Consider the following 15,235-nt stretch of genomic DNA (forward strand, 5'->3'; position numbering starts at 1 on the left):
CGCCGTCGTCGAACTCGCCGCAGGGCACGCTTCGTTGGCCTCGCGGCCGGGCCCGGTCGCCGACCTGATTCGAAAAGGCGGCGAACGAGCTCTCCCGCCGGCGGTCGGGCCGGCGCCCCGCAGCGGACCGACAGCGGCTCAGGCGGTCGTCGACAAGCCGCCCGACGCTTGATTGGCTTGCGCCATGCGCATCGACCGACTCGACCACCTCGTCCTCACCGTGCACGACCTCGACGCCACGGTCGCCTTCTACACGAAGGTCCTGGGCATGGGGGCGATCACGTTCCGGGGCGGCCGCCGTGCCCTGACCTTCGGCCGCAGCAAGATCAACCTCCATGAGGCGGGCCACGAGTTCGAACCGAAGGCGGCCCGCCCCACGCCCGGCAGCGCGGACCTGTGCCTGATCGTCGACGAGCCCGTCGAGCGGATCATCGCCGAACTGGCAGGCCACGGCGTCCCGTTGGAGGAGGGGCCGGTGGAACGCACGGGCGCCACCGGCCTCATCGTCAGCGTGTACGTGCGGGATCCGGACGACAACCTGATCGAGCTCAGCAATTACGTGGACACGGCGGACCCGCACACATCCTGACCAGGGTCTTTCGTTTGGATCGGACTGGATCTGGGAGCGGGGTCATGGAGGTACCCCCTGCTAGAGCGCAGTCGAGAGCCCGGGGAAGTGCGTGCCAGACCCCGCGAGTCCAGCGTGATCCGAACGAGAAGCCCTAGCGCTCCTCGCGCCCCACGTCCCGTACGAGATCCAGCGCCCTGCCCAAGGTGGTCAGACGGGCATCCAGGGTGTCGCCGGCCGGGTAGAGGCGGACCGTGTCGACGCCCGCGGCGCTCCAGACCCGCAGGCGTTCGCGGACCATGGGCTCGGTGCCGATGAGGGTGGTGGCCAGGACCATGTCGTCGGTGATCAGTTCCGCCGCGCCGTCCCGGTCGCCGGCCTGCCACCGCGCGCGGACCTCGGCCGCCGTGTCGGCCCAACCCTGCCTGCTGTAGGCGTTGTTGTAGTAGTTGGTGGTCGCGGATCCCATGCCGCCGAGGCTGAAGGCCAGTTCCTTCTTTCGGCCCGCGACCATCGCGCGCAGCGCGTCCTCGTCGTCCGCGAACGCCACCTCGGCGCCCTGGCAGATGTCCAGGTCGGACCGCTTGCGGCCGGCCGCGGCGAGCCCGGCGTCCAGATGGTCGAAGTAGGCCTCCTGCGCACCTTCCGGCACGAAACTCGTGCCGAGCCAGCCGTCTGCGACCTCACCCGTGAGCCGCAGCATCTTGGGCGAGAGTGTGGCCAGATAGACGGGCAGGTCGTGCTCGGCGCGCATCGACAGGCGCATCGGCTTCGCCTCGCCGCCCGGCAGCGGGAGGGTGAACTCCCGTCCCTCATAGGAGAGTTTCTCTCCGGCCACGGCCTGCCGGACGATCTCGACGGTCTCGCGCATACGGGACAGGGGCCGCGCGAAGGGGACACCGTGCAGCCCCTCGATCACCTGAGGTCCCGACGGTCCGAGTCCGAGCAGGAAGCGGCCCTCGGAGATGTTGGACAGGGTGATCGCCGCGCGGGCGATCGCGGCCGGGGTGCGGGTCGCCAGCTGGATGATCCCGGAGCCGAGCAGCATCCTCTCCGTGCGCGCCGCCAGATATCCGAGCGGCGAGGGCGCCTCCGAGCCCCACGCCTCGGCCACCCAGCAGATGTCCATCCCGAGCCGCTCGGCCTCGGTCACGAAGTCGACCGTCTCGCGCCAGCTGCCGCCCGAGGCCTCGATCGTCGTAGACGTACGCATCACTCGCCCCGCCCTTCCGGAGCCGGGCCGCCCTCGGCCAGGTCCTTGATCGCGTCGAGCGTGGCGGTGATGTTCCGCTCGAACTCCCGCAGCCGCACGAACACGATCTTCTGCTCCTTCTCCGGCATCGCGTCGATCGCGTACGAGAGCCCGGAGCGGCCGGGGCCGAGCTGCATCCACTGGGCCAGCTCGGTGCCGCCGTCGTCGAGCGGTGTCAGGGTGAACTTCCAGAGGGCGCTGGGCTGTTCGGGGTCCTCGACCCCCCAGGCGAACTCGCGTGGCGCCTCACACGCGACGACATACGAGGTGGTCTCCCACTCCCCCAGCGACTCGTGCCTGCTCCGCCCGAGGAACCGGGCGCCGAGCGTGGGGCCCGCCGCCCCGTCCAGCCAGGCGACCGACTGGAGTTCGGCGCTGAGCGTCGGCATCAGGTCGATGTCGGAGACGAACTCCCACACCCGCTCCGGCGACGCCTGAACCCTTCTGCGGACCTCGACCGTCGGTTTGTCGGCGTAGCGCGCGCCCGTCCACTCCATTGCCGGTTGCCTCTCCGTCTGCGGGAAGTTCACTGGGCGGATCCGTGAAAAGCGACCCTGAGCATGAGAGTTGCGTAGATAGACTCACTCGTCAAGGGGCAACCCCGAAGGGCGGGACAACAGGGAGTCAGTCCGCGAAACGGGCCTTGATGTCGGGGCGCTCCGCGAGGCGGGGCGGATAGCCGGGGCCGAGCCGGGGCCGCGTGTTCTCGGCCGTCATCGGCTCCTTGCACTCGCTGCACACGACCTCGGCGTGACCCTCGTGGCCACACCGGTCGTGGTGGAACACGACGGGCGGTCCGGCCTCCTCCGCCAGCCAGCGGTCGCCCCACCTGTTCATGGCGGCGAGCACTCCGAAGAAGTCGCGTCCCATGTCCGTGAGGACGTAGTCGTAGCGGACGGGCTCCTGCTGATAGGCCCGCTTCTCCATGAGCCCCTCGTCCACGAGGCGCCGGAGCCGGTCGGCCAGGGTGTTGCGCGCGATGCCGAGCTCCTCCTGGAACACGTCGAACCGCTTGATCCCGTAGAACGCCTCACGCAGGACGAGCGGCGTCCACCAGTCGCCGAGCAGGTCCATGGTGCGGGCGATGGAGCAGGGCCAGTTGGCAAAGGAGGTCCGCCTCATGCCGTCAGCATACGAGGGTCTCGGATTGAGACCCAGCAGTTCGGGGACCGAGGACACCCCAGCAGCCGACCGGTTCGGGCGTTCCGTACGGCTGTGGCACGTGACCTACGACGCAAACAGCGCGTCCCTGTTGTGGAGCGCCTCGCGGAACTGATCCAGTGACCGCAGACCAGCCGGCGCGCGGCGCCGCACGAGGAGGGGGCTCACCCATGACGTCCGGGTACTTCACGTCCGTCGACGATGTGTCCGCGCGGCTCGCCGCGACGGGCTACCTGGCGTCCCCCGCGGTGGCCACCACGGTCTTCCTCGCCGACCGCCTCGGCAAGCCACTCCTCGTCGAGGGCCCCGCGGGCGTCGGCAAGACCGAACTGGCCAAGGCGGTCGCCGAAGTCGCCGGCGCCACCCTCGTCCGGCTCCAGTGCTACGAGGGCGTGGACGAGTCGCGCGCCCTGTACGAGTGGAACCACGCCAAGCAGCTCCTGCGCATCACGGCAGGCCGCGACGAGTCGTGGGACGAGACCCGTACGGACATCTTCAGCGAGGAGTTCCTGCTGCCGCGCCCGCTGCTGACGGCGATCCGCGGCAGCGACCCGAAGGTGCTCCTCATCGACGAGACCGACAAGGCCGACGTGGAGGTGGAGGGCCTGCTCCTGGAGGTGCTCAGCGACTTCCAGGTGACGGTGCCCGAGCTCGGCACGATCAGCGCGACGCGCCGCCCGTTCACCGTCCTCACCTCCAACGCGAGCCGCGAGCTGTCCGAGGCGCTGCGCCGGCGCTGCCTGTTCCTCCATATCGGCTTCCCCGAAGAGGAGTTGGAGCGCCGGATCGTGCGGCTCAAGGTGCCGGGGCTCGACGAGGCGCTGGCGCAGGCCGTGGTGCGGGTGGTCGGCGCGCTCCGCGCGATGGACCTGCGGAAGGTGCCGTCGGTCGCGGAGACCATCGACTGGGCCCGCACGCTCCTCGCCCTCGGCGCCGGAACGCTCGACGAGCAGGTCGTACGCGACACGCTCGGCGTCGTCCTCAAGCATCAGGAGGACGTGCTGAAGGCGGCGGCCAAGCTGGACCTGGACGCCGTGTGAGCGCGACGGCGACCGGCGTCCCGGAGCGGCTCACCGCACTCGTGCAGGCGCTGCGCTCGCACGGCGTCCGGATCGGCACCGGCGAGACCGTCGACGCCGGGCTCGCCGTCGAGGCGCTCGGCCTGACCGACCGCGAGCATCTGCGGGAGGGCCTGGCGGCGGCCCTGCTGCACAGCGAGGGGCAGCGGGCCGTCTTCGACCCCGTCTTCGATCTGTACTTTCCCCGGAGTGTCGGCGCCCCGCAGGACACACGGCACGAGCCGGGCTCCGGCAGTCCGTGGCAGGACTCCGACACGGCCGACCTGCGCGAGCGGCTCGCCGCCGCGCTCGCCGCCAACGACCAGGAATTGCTGGACCAGTTGGCGGCCGAGGCGGTGGACGGCCTGGGCGGCTACAGCACCGCGAACGGGGCGGGCGGCTCGGGTGGGTCCGGAGGATCGGGTCCGTCGGACCGCTCGGACGGCTGGTCCTCGCACCAGACGCTCGCCCGGCTGCGCCCGGAGACCCTGCTCGCCCGGATCCTCGCCGGGATCCGGGCCGGGGCCACCGGCGACGACGAGTTCACCGACCGGCTCCGGGCGGACGAGATCCGCCGCCGCATCCAGGCGTTCCGCGGACGCGTGGGCACCGAGGCGCGGCGCCGGGTCGCCGAGCGTCGCGGCACCGACGAGATCGCCCGCCGCGCCATCGCACCGACCGCCGACCGTGTCGACTTCCTCATCGCGGGCCGCGCCCAGCTGGACGAACTGCGCCGGGCGGTTCAGCCCCTGGCCCGCAAGCTGGCCACCCGCCTCGCCGCCCGCAGGCGCCGGGCCGCGCGCGGGCGGATCGACCTGCGCCGCACGCTCCGCGGCTCCCTGTCGACGGGCGGCGTCCCGATGCGGCCCGTGCTGCGCCGCCGCCGTCCCGCCCGCCCCGAACTCGTCCTCCTGTGCGACGTGTCCGGCTCGGTCGCGGGGTTCGCCAACTTCACGATGCTGCTGGTGCAGGCGCTGCACGACCAGTTCAGCAAGGTGCGGGTGTTCGCCTTCGTCAACCGCGTCGACGAGGTGACCGACCTCATCGGCCGCGACACCGCCGGGCCCGAGGGACTCGGTGCCCGCATCCTCTCGGCGGCGTCCGTGACGGGCTGGCACGGAAGCAGCGACTACGGCACGTCGCTGGGCGAGTTCGCCGAGCGGTACACGGACGCGGTCGGCCCGCGCAGCACTGTCTTCGTCCTGGGCGACGCCCGTACGAACATGAGCGACCCCAACACGGGGGCGCTGCGTGACGTCGCCGGGCGTGCCCGCAAGGTGTACTGGCTCAACCCCGAACGGCGCTCGCTGTGGGACACCGGCGACTCGGCGGCAGACACCTACGCGGAGATCGTCGAGATGTACGAGTGCCGCAACGCCCAGCAGCTGAGCGCGCTCATCGCGCGGCTGCTGCCTGTTTGAGCGCTCTTCGCGGCGACGGGGAAACTGTGCCCGCCGGGGCGCGACGTGCGAACCGGAGTCAGCGGAGATCGGCGGAGTCAGACATGTGCGAGGAGCCTGTCCAGAGGGCGTGGAACGCGGTCGAGGTCGAGCCGTTCCACGAGTGAGCGCGCGTACTGCGTCTTGCGGCCGCTGTGCGTCCCCATGAACCGGCGCAACTGCCGCTCCACGCCCCGGTCCCGCTGCGCCGGCTGCTTCTGGAAGGTGCGGAATGACCTCAAGTCGCCCTCGACGTCCAGGACTTCCTGCACGGTGTCCGCGCCGAGGCCGCGGATCAGCTCGTCCTCCAGGTCCGCGACACACACGTAGAAACCGAGCTGCTCCATGTCGGCATGGGTGAGGTGGGGGCGCGGGCCGGTCCGCTCGAGAACGCTGCGGAAGTAGTGCTCCTCCCCCGCGTCGCACAGCCCGGCGACGGTGACGTCGAGCCCGTCCGGGCCGCACACGGCGAGGAATCTCCCGATGCTCATCGCGCCACCGAGCGGCAGCACCGCGACGCCCTCCTCGTCGAGGCAGCGTCCACGCCGCCGGGCCAGCGCCTCGACGGCAGCCAGGTCGCTCTCCCCCTCGACCAGGACGACCTTGCGCACACCGGCCACGACGGCCAGCTCACGGGCCGCCTCCGCGGCGGGCCCGTCGTCTCCTCCGCGTGCCGCCCACGCTCCGGCCGCCCGACGGAACCGCCTCATCTCGTCCACACGCCCAGTTTCGCAGGGCACGAGGTGTTTCCGTCCAGTCAATTAGCTCACACGTTCGAATCTAGGAGTACGCTGCCCTCATGGCAACGCACCAACTCCAGGGGTCCCTGTTCGACCAGAGCGACGACGTGCGACTGCGCCCGCTGGACGGGGTCCGCAGGACCGCGCTCGGCGACGGCGCCTGGATCGACCTGCTGCCGGGCTGGCTGACCGGCGCCGACGCCCTGTTCGAGCAGCTGGCCACGGACGTGCCCTGGAAGGCCGAGCGGCGGCAGATGTACGAGCGGGTCGTGGACGTGCCGCGCCTGCTCGCCTTCTACGGCGCGGGCGAGCCGCTCCCGCACCCCGTCCTCGACGAAGCGCGACAGGCACTGTCGGCGCACTACGCGGCCGAACTCGGCGAACCCTTCACCACGGCCGGGCTGTGCCACTACCGCGACGGGCGTGACAGCGTCGCCTGGCACGGCGACCGCATCGGACGCGGCGCCCGCGAGGACACCATGGTCGCCATCCTGTCCGTGGGCGCGCCGCGCGATCTGCTCCTGCGCCCGCGCGCCGGCGGCGACGTGGTCCGCCGGCCGCTGGGCCACGGCGATCTGATTGTGATGGGCGGCTCCTGCCAGCGGACGTGGGAGCACGCCATCCCGAAGACGACGCGGGCCGCGGGCGGACGGATCAGTGTCCAGTTCCGGCCGCACGGGGTGCAGTGATCCCGCGAGGCCGCCCGGATGCCAGGATCCCTGGCATGACGGACACGAACGAACTCACGGTGCGCCCGCGCGCCGACGCCGACCTGCCCAGCTGCGTCGAGGCGCTCGCAGGGGTCCAGGCGGCCGACCGCTATCCGGTGGACTGGCCCGCCGATCCGGCGGGCTGGCTGACCCCGCACGGGATGACCGACGCATGGGTCGTCGTGGCGGGCACCGATGTCGTCGGGCACATGGCGCTCACCCCGCCGGGAGCTGACCTGGCCTCTGCTGCGGGGCTGCCAGAGCGGCGCCTGGTGGCCGTGGCACGGCTCTTCGTCAGCACCGGCGCCCGGCGGCGCGGGGTGGCTGCCCTGTTGCTCGACCGGGCGATCGGGACCGGCGCCGCCCGCGGGCAGACACCGGTCCTGGAGGTCGAGACGGCCGCGAGCGCCGCCATCGGGCTCTACGAGCGCGCGGGCTGGCGGTACGCCGGCACGTCCACCGCCGACTGGACAACCGCCGACGGCCGGCTCGCCCGGATGCGCGCGTACGTGGCACCCTCGGAGCTTATGAACTCCTCGCATCCCACGGACTTCTGACGGCGCATTAGGAAGCCGCACGGGCTTCAAGGTCCGGCCCATCAGCCACCCCAGCCGGGCCACCGCACGACGCGGCTCCGGCGGCGATCAGCACCCGAAGCGACGGCAGCGGACAAACCTTGACATCCGTTCGTCCGGCTCTTTACGGTCGGCCGTGGATCTTGAGCGTTCACGGCTCGGCATCGAGCGAGCCGGGAGCAACCTTGCCTCCGTCGCCTTCGACACCCACCACACCGGTGCGCGCCCGCCGCATCCCGCGCCGGGCCACCGCCGACGGCCCGCCCACGACGAGCAGGACTGCCATGGCCACACCTTCACACGCCGGCGACTCCCCCGAGCGCGACGCGTTCCACCCCGACCTTCCGGACCACGACGAGCCGCTGCCGCTCCGGGCCCGGCTCCACCACATCCGCGCGGGCGAACTGGACGGCGACACCGCGCAGACCGGCGGCATGCGGCGGTTCGCGGCGATCAGCGGGAGTACGGTCGGCTCCGAGCGCATCTGGATGGGCCAGACCCACGTGGCCCCCGACACCGCCTCCTCCAATCACCACCACGGCGCCTCGGAGACGGCGATCCATGTCGTGAAGGGCCACCCGGAATTCGTGTTCCTGGACGACTCCAGCGGCACCCCTGTAGAGATCCGGCTGCGCACCTCACCGGGGGACTACATTTTCGTGCCGCCCTACGTCCCGCACCGCGAGGAGAACCCGAGCCCGGACGAGGAAGCGGTCGTGGTGATCGCGCGCAGCACGCAGGAGGCGATCGTCGTGAACCTGCCGGAGCTGTACGTACTCGACCAGGATTCCCCTTCCCCGGCAGAGAACTGACGCTACACCACCATCGCGGTCACAGAGGCGGATCGGGCCGGAGATGAGCCCGGAGTTCGCGTGCCATCCGGTCCGCCTCACCGTCCGTCACCCACTCCCCCTCCGGCCGGCCGAGCATCGCGAAGACGCCGGGACCGCGGCGCTCCTGCGGGAGGTCGGGCAGTCGGGGCACTACGTGGAAGTGCACGTGCGAGAAGCCTTCGGCCTCCGCGAACTGCGCCACGTAGGTCTTCTCGCAGCCGGTCACGCTCCGCAGCGCGCGGGAGAGCCTGACCTGCCAGACACCCAGCGTCGCGGCCTGCGCGTCAGTGAGGTCGTGGACGGCCGTGACGTGGCGTCGCGGCAGCAGCACCAGCCAACCGGGCAGCGCCGTTCCGATGGCGTGGACCACCCGCCAGTGCTCGTCGAAGGCGATGCGTTCGCGTGGCGGCAGACCGGCGAACTGCGCTTCCTTGCCGCATGGGTAGCAGTCGTGATCCGTCATGCCGGGGATCCTAGGAGCCCGATCCGCGGCCTCGCACCCCCTTACGCAAGGGGGTGGCGTCCGAGGTGATGGTCCGCGAGGTTCAGTGCCTCGCTCACCAGGCGTCGCAGATGCCCGTCGGGCAGCGCGTAGATCATGCGGCGGCCGTCCTTGCGGACGGTCACCAGGCCCGCGAGACGGAGTCTCGCCAGATGCTGGCTGACGGCGGGGCGAGCCGCGCCGCACGCCTCGGTGAGCGTCGTGACGTCCGCCTCGCCCTTGCCGAGCGTGTGCAGCAGTACGAGACGCGTGCGGTCGGCGAGGAGGCCGAGGAGGTCGGCGGCGTATGCCAGTTGCTCGCCGCTCGGGTCTTGCGGGTGCACACCGTGCGCAGGTGACAGGTGCATGCGTGCGCTCATACGCACATAATGGAGCGAGACGCCTTCCGGTGTCCACCCCGACCCCTGTCCCCCGGCCCCTCCCCTCCGCCCCCTGTCCAGGAAGGCCCGACCCTTGAGCCCTCAGCACGGACACGCACCCCACGACAGCACGCATCACCACGGTCACGAGCACGGCCCCGCGTCCGGAGCGGCCCGGTGGCGGCACCGGCTCGCGCACGTCCTCACCCCCCACTCCCACGAAACCGCCGACAAGACCGACCGGGCGCTCGAAGCCTCGGCCCGGGGCCTGCGCGCCCTGTGGATCTCGCTGGCCGTACTGGGCGTGACCGCGGCGGCCCAAGCGGTCGTCGTCGTGCTCTCGGGATCGGTCGCGCTGCTCGGCGACACGGTCCACAACGCGGCGGACGCCCTCACCGCGCTGCCGCTCGGCATCGCCTTCGTCCTGGGCCGGCGGGCCGCCAACCGCCGCTTCACCTACGGGTACGGGCGCGCCGAGGACATCGCCGGGCTCGTCATCGTCCTGACCATCGCCGCCTCCGCCGCGTTCGCCGCGTGGACGGCCGCCGACCGGCTCCTCAACCCGCGCGACATCACGTATCTGCCGGCCGTGGCCGCGGCCGCCGTGATCGGGTTCCTCGGCAACGAATGGGTCGCCCGCTACCGCATCCGCGTCGGCCGTGACATCGGCTCCGCGGCACTGGTCGCCGACGGCTTGCACGCGCGTACGGACGGGTTCACCTCGCTCGCCGTGCTCATCGGGGCGGGCGGCGCAGCCGTCGGCTGGCGGCTCGCCGACCCGATCGTGGGGCTGGCCATCACCGCCGCCATCCTTCTCGTGCTGCGCGACGCCTGCCGTGAGGTCTTCCGGCGGGTGATGGACGCCGTCGACCCGGCCGTCGTGGACAGCGCCGAGCACGCACTGGGGCACGTACCGGGAGTGCTGGCCGTCAGTGAGCTGCGAATGCGCTGGATCGGGCACCGCCTGCGCGCCGAGGTGGCCATCGTCGTCGACGGCGCGCTCAGCGTGCGGGCCGCCCACGAGGTCGCGGTCGCCGCGGAGCACGCCCTGCTGCACGCCGTCCCCAAGCTCACCGGCGCTCTGGTGCACGCCGACCCGGCGCCCGTCCCCGGCGTGCCCGACCCGCACGCGGCACTCGCCCACCACGCCGCGTAGAGGCCGTCGTTCTGCGCCCCCTGGTCAACAGAGCACTCACAGGCACCGCTTAGCATCACCGGTGATGACGGGAAGCAGGACGCAGCGTGCGAGGCGCGGCGCGTGGTGGGCCACGCGGATCGCGGCGCTCTGCCCTGCGCTGAGCGTGCTGCTCGCGGCGCTGGTGATGTGCCTGGGCCCTGCCGCCCACGGCACCGGCGGCATGACGGACAGCTCGCTTCCCGCAGTCACCTCAGTTGCCTCAGTCACCTCTGTCACTTCTGTTACGCCTGGTGTCGCGGCTCAGCACCACGTGCGGTCCGCACACCCACACGCTGCGGAGACCGTCGCGCGCCGGAGCGCCTGTCCGGACGGGGACAGGTGCTGCGACCCGGTCTCCCGGGGTGTACGCGCCGTGCTCTCCGCTCCCGCCCAGCCGCATCCGGCGGTGCTGCCCCGTATGCCCGCCGCCGCGATGGCGGAAGCCCCGGCCCCGAGCGCCTCGGGCCTCCCACCCTCCGGCACCGCCCCCGATCTCCACGTCCTCCAAGTCCAGCGGACCTAGGCCGATGTCGGGCCGGCGCGGCGTCCGACGCCCCGCCGTGCCGCCGCACGCGCGCTCGCGCGCACCACGACATTTCCCGTACCGCAGGACCGCCGCGCCACACACCGCGCGGCGGTGAGGAGTCATACCCATGAGCAGAACCCGCAAGAAGGCCGCGGCCACCGCACGCAAGGCCCGTATCGACGAGATGCGCCGCGCCCAGCAGGCCCGCGACCGGCGCAACCGCGTCATCACGATCACCCTCGGCACGGTCATCGTCGCCGGGCTCGTCGGCTTCGGCGCGTACGCCATCAACAGCGCGAACGACAAGGACGACCAGCAGACGGCCGCGGCGAAGAAGCCCGTGCGGGGCGAGAAGAGCTGGGACGCCAAGAAGCTCGGCCGCAACCATGTCACCAAGGCCGTCACCTACAAGATGGATCCGCCCGTCGGCGGGGACCACAACCAGGCCTGGATGACGTGCGACGGCACCGTCTACACCAAGGCCATACCGAACGAGAACGCCGTGCACTCCCTCGAACACGGCGCGGTCTGGGTGACGTACAACGGCAAGGCCGGTGACGCCGACGTCGCCGAGCTCGGCGAGAAGGTCGCCAAGACGCCCTACTCGCTGATGAGTCCGGTCGACGGCCAGGCCGGTCCGATCATGCTGTCCGCGTGGGGCCACCAGCTCACTGTCGACAAGGCCTCCGACCCGCGGGTCGAGCAGTTCTTCACCAAGTACGTGCAGGGTGCGCAGACCCCCGAGCCCGGCGCCGCCTGCACCAACGGCCTGGAGGGGAGCTGATGACGGCCTCGACGGACACGGCCAGGTCCGGCGAGGCGGCCGGGCGGCCCGCTCCCGTCCGGCTGCTCCTCGTGGGCGCGGCCGTCCTCGTCGCCCTCGCCCTGGCCCTGTGGGTTCTGGCCACCCCGGGCAGTGGCGCCGGGAAGCCGTCTTCGGCCGAGCCGCCGGCCGTGGGCTCCGCGGACGCGGGGTTCGCCCGGGACATGGCCGTCCACCATCAGCAGGCGGTGGAGATGTCGTTCATCGTCCGCGACCGCACGGGCGACGAGGAGGTGCGCCGGCTCGCGTACGACATCGCCAACACCCAGGCCAACCAGCGCGGCATGCTGCTGGGTTGGCTCGATCTGTGGGGGCTGCCGAAGGTCTCGCCGGACGGCGGCTACATGGCGTGGATGGGCGGCGGCCACGAGCATGACCACGGGGACGACGGACGTGCCGCGAACAGCGGCGCGCTCATGCCCGGGATGGCCGCCGACGCCGAACTCGACCGGCTGCGCAAGGCTCAGGGCAAGGACGCCGAGGTGCTCTACCTCCAGTTGATGACGGCGCATCACATGGGCGGCATCGACATGGCGAGCGCCTGTGCCCAGCAGTGCGAGGTACCGGTGGAGCGGAGTCTCGCGCAGGGCATGGTAGACGCGCAGGAGTCGGAGATGACGCTCATGGCCGACCTGCTGCGGGCGCGCGGTTCGGCGCCTCGCTGACGCGGTCGGGGCCGTCCCGCCGACCGCGGGACGGCCCTCTCGGGCACTGCCAGAATGGCGGTGCGCCCGACCCTCGACAGACGCTCGACCTGCAGTGAAGGATCACCCCGCCCCGGCAGAAGGCACCCCCATGACGACCACGCTCGATTCGCAGGACCCGATCGCCGTCGCGGTCACGGCGGCGATCCGCCAGGGCGACGTGCCGGCGCTGCGCCGCCTGCTCGCCGAACACCCGGGGCTGGCCTCCACCGCGATCGCGGAGACCGCCCGCCCGGACTGCTCCGGGATCCGCACACTGCTGCACATCGCGACCGACTGGCCCGGCCATTTCCCCAACGGTGCCCAGGTCATCGCCGCCCTTGTGGAGGCCGGGGCGGACCCCGACGCGCGTTTCTCCGGCGCACACACCGAGACGCCCCTGCACTGGGCGGCGAGCACTGACGACGTCGCCGCCGTCGATGCCCTCGTCGCGGCCGGCGCGGACATCGAGGCGCCCGGCGCGGTGATCGGCAACGGCACGCCCCTCGCCGACGCCTGCGCCTTCGGGCAGTGGCGCGCCGCGTTCCGGCTCGTGGAGCACGGCGCCCACGTCACGTTCGAGGAGGCCGCGTCGCTCGGCCTGATCGACCGGGTCATGGCCTGGGGGACCGCCGGGGAACCGCCGACGCCGGAGGAGGTGGCCGGCGCGTTCTGGTGCGCCTGTCACGGCGGCCGCCTGGCCACCGCCCAGTACTTGTACGGACTGGGGGCGGATCCCGGCCGGGTCGGCTACGGCGACAAGGCGCCTCTGGACGTCGCGCGCGAGCAGGGGGCCACGGACGTCGTCGAGTGGCTTTCCGCTGTCGCAGCGAAGCCGGTGGGTGACTCCACGTAATCCGTGCGATTCGGTGCCGCTCCCGGGGTGCTCAATCGGCCCGTGGCGGCTCCAATGGAGGTTGGGGAACCTCGGCGAGGAGGCCTGTTCCATGACGAACGCGACGCGACTGCTGACCGCCCTTCCTCACGAGCATCGCGAGCGGCTGATGACGCTCGCCAAGGAGGTGTCGTTCGACGAGGACGAGCGGATCTTCGAGGAGGGCCACATCGCCGACCGGTTCTGGGTCGTGCGCTCGGGCGCGGTCTCTCTGGACCAGCAGGTCACCGAGCACAGAAAGGTGACTGTCGCCTCGCTGGGCTCGGGTGACCTGCTCGGCTGGTCATGGCTGTTCCCGCCGCACAAATGGGACTTCGGAGCCGAGGCGTTCAGCCCCGTGCGCGCCTACGAGTTCGACGCGCAGGCGGTGCGCGACCTCTGCGAGACCGATCCAGCGCTGGGCATGACCCTGATCCGTACCGTCGCCGAGATCCTGGCGTACCGGCTCGGGGCGACCCGCGCCAAGCTCATGGAGCAGTACTCCATCCACCGGACGCAACCGATCTGACACCGGCCGCAACCGATCCGCCCGGGCCGCGCACCGCCGCAGCCGCCCTCAGACCCCGCTCGCCACCTCCCGTTCCGTCACCGCGGACAGACCCTCTCCCGGCTGCGGCACCCGCAGGTGCCGGAGTCGGGCCGTGCACCAGATGCCGACGGCCGAGATGGCCATGAGCATGAGTGCCGTCGGCCAGTAGTGGCCGCCCGCCGCCGCGGCGAGGGAGACCGCCGCGAGCGGCGCGAGGCCGCCGAAGACCATGTTGCAGATCTGGTAGGACAGCGAGATGCCGGTGTAGCGGACGTGCGGGGCGAAGCCCTCCGCGAGGATCGAGGCGATGGGCCCGTACAGCGCGGACATCACCAGGCGCATCGCCAGCATCATCAGCCAGATCAGGACGACGCTGCCGGTGCCGAGGGCCATGAACTGCGGGATCGACAGGACGATCACGCCGGCCAGGCCCGCGATGACGACCTTGTGCGGGCCGACCCGGTCCGCCAGCCAGGAGAGCCACGGCGTGACCAGGAGTTCCAGGAAGGCTGCCAGGGTGAGGCCGTTGAGGAGCATGGACTCGGACAGGTGCAGGTCACCTGTGCCGTACGAGAGCAGGAAGCTGGTCACGACGTAGTAGCCGCCGGTCGCGGTGGCCAGGGCGAAGACGCCGATGAGGACCGTTCGCCACGCCTTCTGGAAGACCTCCACGACGGGCAGCTTCAGTTCGGCGGCGGCGTGCTCCTCGCGCACCTCGGACATGACGGGCGACTCCTCCAGCTTCACCCGTACGACGAGGCCGACGATCACCAGGACCGCGGACGCCAGGAACGGCACGCGCCAGCCCCAGCTCATGAACGCGTCGTCGCCGAAGAGATTCATGAGACTGAAGGCGCCGGTCGACAGCAACGCGCCGACGGATGAGCCGAGTTGGGCGAACGAGCCGAAGAACGCGGACTTGCCGGGCGGGGCGTTCTCCACCGCGATCAGTACGGCGCCTCCCCACTCGCCGCCGATCGCGATGCCCTGGATGAGGCGCAGCGTGATGAGCAGGACCGGGGCCAGCGCGCCGACCTGGGAGTAGGTGGGGAGCAGGCCGATCGCGAACGACGCGACGCCCATCATCATGAGCGTGATGACGAGGGTCTTCTTCCGGCCGACGCGGTCGCCTATGTGGCCGAAGACGATGCCGCCGAGCGGGCGCAGCAGGAAGCCGACGGCGAAGGTCGCGAACGCCGAGAGGGTCTTGAGGTAGGGCGACATGTCCGGCGGGAAGAACACGTCGTCGAAGACGATCGCCGCAGCGGTGGCGAAGGCGTAGAAGTCGTACCACTCGATGGAGGTGCCGGCGAGGGCCGCGAAGGCGGCTCTGTACGGGCTCTGTCGGGTGGCGGATGGCTGTGTCGGCATGAAGCCTCCGGGGACAGGAGAGGCGGGGAAGGGG

21 protein-coding genes are annotated in these 15,235 nt (G+C 71.6%); 12 read left to right on the forward strand and 9 right to left on the reverse strand.

What is annotated here, in order from left to right:
- The first annotated feature begins 184 nt into the window (after nt 1-184).
- The gene (locus OG574_RS05200; protein WP_326772084.1) at nt 185-589 is read left to right on the forward strand and encodes a VOC family protein; all 405 of its coding nucleotides are present in this window, start codon (nt 185-187) and stop codon (nt 587-589) included.
- A 133-nt stretch (nt 590-722) separates the two neighbouring features.
- Here the strand turns inward: OG574_RS05200 and OG574_RS05205 are convergent, their stop codons facing one another.
- The 3 genes from OG574_RS05205 to OG574_RS05215 form a co-directional block, all read right to left on the reverse strand.
- Entirely contained in the window at nt 723-1,781 is a 1,059-nt protein-coding gene (locus tag OG574_RS05205) for an LLM class flavin-dependent oxidoreductase (RefSeq protein WP_100593280.1), read from the reverse strand.
- The gene (locus OG574_RS05210) at nt 1,781-2,317 is read right to left on the reverse strand and encodes an SRPBCC family protein (protein ID WP_326772085.1); all 537 of its coding nucleotides are present in this window, start codon (nt 2,315-2,317) and stop codon (nt 1,781-1,783) included. Before OG574_RS05210 ends, OG574_RS05205 begins: the two co-directional genes overlap by 1 nt.
- Before the next feature lie 127 nt (nt 2,318-2,444).
- Nucleotides 2,445-2,942, reverse strand: a complete 498-nt coding sequence (locus tag OG574_RS05215; protein ID WP_100593836.1) for a winged helix-turn-helix transcriptional regulator — start codon at nt 2,940-2,942, stop codon at nt 2,445-2,447.
- A 209-nt stretch (nt 2,943-3,151) separates the two neighbouring features.
- Here OG574_RS05215 and OG574_RS05220 point away from each other — a divergent pair, with 209 nt between their 5' ends.
- Together OG574_RS05220 and OG574_RS05225 are read left to right on the forward strand one after the other, a co-directional pair.
- The gene (locus OG574_RS05220) at nt 3,152-4,021 is read left to right on the forward strand and encodes an AAA family ATPase (protein ID WP_100593278.1); all 870 of its coding nucleotides are present in this window, start codon (nt 3,152-3,154) and stop codon (nt 4,019-4,021) included.
- A complete protein-coding gene (locus OG574_RS05225; protein ID WP_326772086.1) occupies nt 4,018-5,460 on the forward strand; it encodes a vWA domain-containing protein in 1,443 nt (480 codons plus the stop codon). The genes OG574_RS05220 and OG574_RS05225 overlap by 4 nt, the downstream gene beginning before the upstream one ends.
- Nucleotides 5,461-5,537: 77 nt before the next feature.
- Here the strand turns inward: OG574_RS05225 and OG574_RS05230 are convergent, their stop codons facing one another.
- Nucleotides 5,538-6,188, reverse strand: coding sequence for an ATP-dependent endonuclease (locus OG574_RS05230; RefSeq protein ID WP_326778368.1), 651 nt, complete (start codon nt 6,186-6,188; stop codon nt 5,538-5,540).
- 89 nt (nt 6,189-6,277) lie between these two features.
- Here OG574_RS05230 and OG574_RS05235 point away from each other — a divergent pair, with 89 nt between their 5' ends.
- On the forward strand, nt 6,278-6,907 hold the full coding sequence (locus OG574_RS05235) for an alpha-ketoglutarate-dependent dioxygenase AlkB (RefSeq protein ID WP_326772087.1): 630 nt from the start codon (nt 6,278-6,280) through the stop codon (nt 6,905-6,907).
- Nucleotides 6,908-6,942: 35 nt separating this feature from the next.
- On the forward strand, nt 6,943-7,485 hold the full coding sequence (locus OG574_RS05240; protein ID WP_326772088.1) for a GNAT family N-acetyltransferase: 543 nt from the start codon (nt 6,943-6,945) through the stop codon (nt 7,483-7,485).
- Between the two features lie 169 nt (nt 7,486-7,654).
- Here OG574_RS05240 and OG574_RS05245 read toward each other — a convergent pair whose 3' ends face one another.
- Complete coding sequence (locus OG574_RS05245) at nt 7,655-7,789, reverse strand: hypothetical protein (RefSeq protein WP_326772089.1); 135 nt, start codon at nt 7,787-7,789, stop codon at nt 7,655-7,657.
- Here OG574_RS05245 and OG574_RS05250 point away from each other — a divergent pair.
- Complete coding sequence (locus OG574_RS05250; RefSeq protein ID WP_326772090.1) at nt 7,788-8,315, forward strand: cupin domain-containing protein; 528 nt, start codon at nt 7,788-7,790, stop codon at nt 8,313-8,315. The genes OG574_RS05245 and OG574_RS05250 overlap by 2 nt on opposite strands.
- Before the next feature lie 19 nt (nt 8,316-8,334).
- Here OG574_RS05250 and OG574_RS05255 read toward each other — a convergent pair whose 3' ends face one another.
- Together OG574_RS05255 and OG574_RS05260 are read right to left on the reverse strand one after the other, a co-directional pair.
- Nucleotides 8,335-8,799: an HIT family protein gene (locus OG574_RS05255; RefSeq protein WP_326772091.1), complete on the reverse strand. Its 465-nt coding sequence runs from the start codon at nt 8,797-8,799 to the stop codon at nt 8,335-8,337.
- A gap of 41 nt (nt 8,800-8,840) precedes the next feature.
- The gene (locus OG574_RS05260) at nt 8,841-9,197 is read right to left on the reverse strand and encodes an ArsR/SmtB family transcription factor (RefSeq protein ID WP_326772092.1); all 357 of its coding nucleotides are present in this window, start codon (nt 9,195-9,197) and stop codon (nt 8,841-8,843) included.
- 94 nt (nt 9,198-9,291) lie between these two features.
- Here OG574_RS05260 and OG574_RS05265 point away from each other — a divergent pair, with 94 nt between their 5' ends.
- The gene (locus tag OG574_RS05265; RefSeq protein WP_326772093.1) at nt 9,292-10,353 is read left to right on the forward strand and encodes a cation diffusion facilitator family transporter; all 1,062 of its coding nucleotides are present in this window, start codon (nt 9,292-9,294) and stop codon (nt 10,351-10,353) included.
- Between the two features lie 36 nt (nt 10,354-10,389).
- On the opposite strand, the gene OG574_RS05270 is transcribed toward OG574_RS05265, so the two are convergent.
- A complete protein-coding gene (locus tag OG574_RS05270; RefSeq protein WP_326772094.1) occupies nt 10,390-10,602 on the reverse strand; it encodes a hypothetical protein in 213 nt (70 codons plus the stop codon).
- 145 nt (nt 10,603-10,747) lie between these two features.
- Between OG574_RS05270 and OG574_RS05275 the strand changes: the two genes are divergently transcribed.
- The 5 genes from OG574_RS05275 (at nt 10,748) to OG574_RS05295 (ending at nt 13,809) form a co-directional block, all read left to right on the forward strand.
- A complete protein-coding gene (locus OG574_RS05275; protein WP_326772095.1) occupies nt 10,748-10,897 on the forward strand; it encodes a hypothetical protein in 150 nt (49 codons plus the stop codon).
- 130 nt (nt 10,898-11,027) lie between these two features.
- Nucleotides 11,028-11,684 carry a DUF3105 domain-containing protein gene (locus OG574_RS05280; RefSeq protein ID WP_326772096.1) on the forward strand — a complete coding sequence of 219 codons (657 nt, stop codon included), beginning with the start codon at nt 11,028-11,030 and terminating at the stop codon, nt 11,682-11,684.
- Nucleotides 11,684-12,388 (forward strand): DUF305 domain-containing protein, encoded by a 705-nt coding sequence (locus OG574_RS05285; protein ID WP_326772097.1) that lies wholly within the window; start codon nt 11,684-11,686, stop codon nt 12,386-12,388. The genes OG574_RS05280 and OG574_RS05285 overlap by 1 nt, the downstream gene beginning before the upstream one ends.
- A gap of 130 nt (nt 12,389-12,518) precedes the next feature.
- A complete protein-coding gene (locus OG574_RS05290; RefSeq protein WP_326772098.1) occupies nt 12,519-13,262 on the forward strand; it encodes an ankyrin repeat domain-containing protein in 744 nt (247 codons plus the stop codon).
- Between the two features lie 91 nt (nt 13,263-13,353).
- On the forward strand, nt 13,354-13,809 hold the full coding sequence (locus tag OG574_RS05295) for a cyclic nucleotide-binding domain-containing protein (RefSeq protein WP_326772099.1): 456 nt from the start codon (nt 13,354-13,356) through the stop codon (nt 13,807-13,809).
- Nucleotides 13,810-13,857: 48 nt separating this feature from the next.
- Here the strand turns inward: OG574_RS05295 and OG574_RS05300 are convergent, their stop codons facing one another.
- Nucleotides 13,858-15,201, reverse strand: coding sequence for an MFS transporter (locus tag OG574_RS05300; protein WP_326772100.1), 1,344 nt, complete (start codon nt 15,199-15,201; stop codon nt 13,858-13,860).
- Nucleotides 15,202-15,235: the final 34 nt, after the last annotated feature.

The organism is Streptomyces sp. NBC_01445, from assembly GCF_035918235.1.
Lineage (GTDB): Bacteria > Actinomycetota > Actinomycetes > Streptomycetales > Streptomycetaceae > Streptomyces.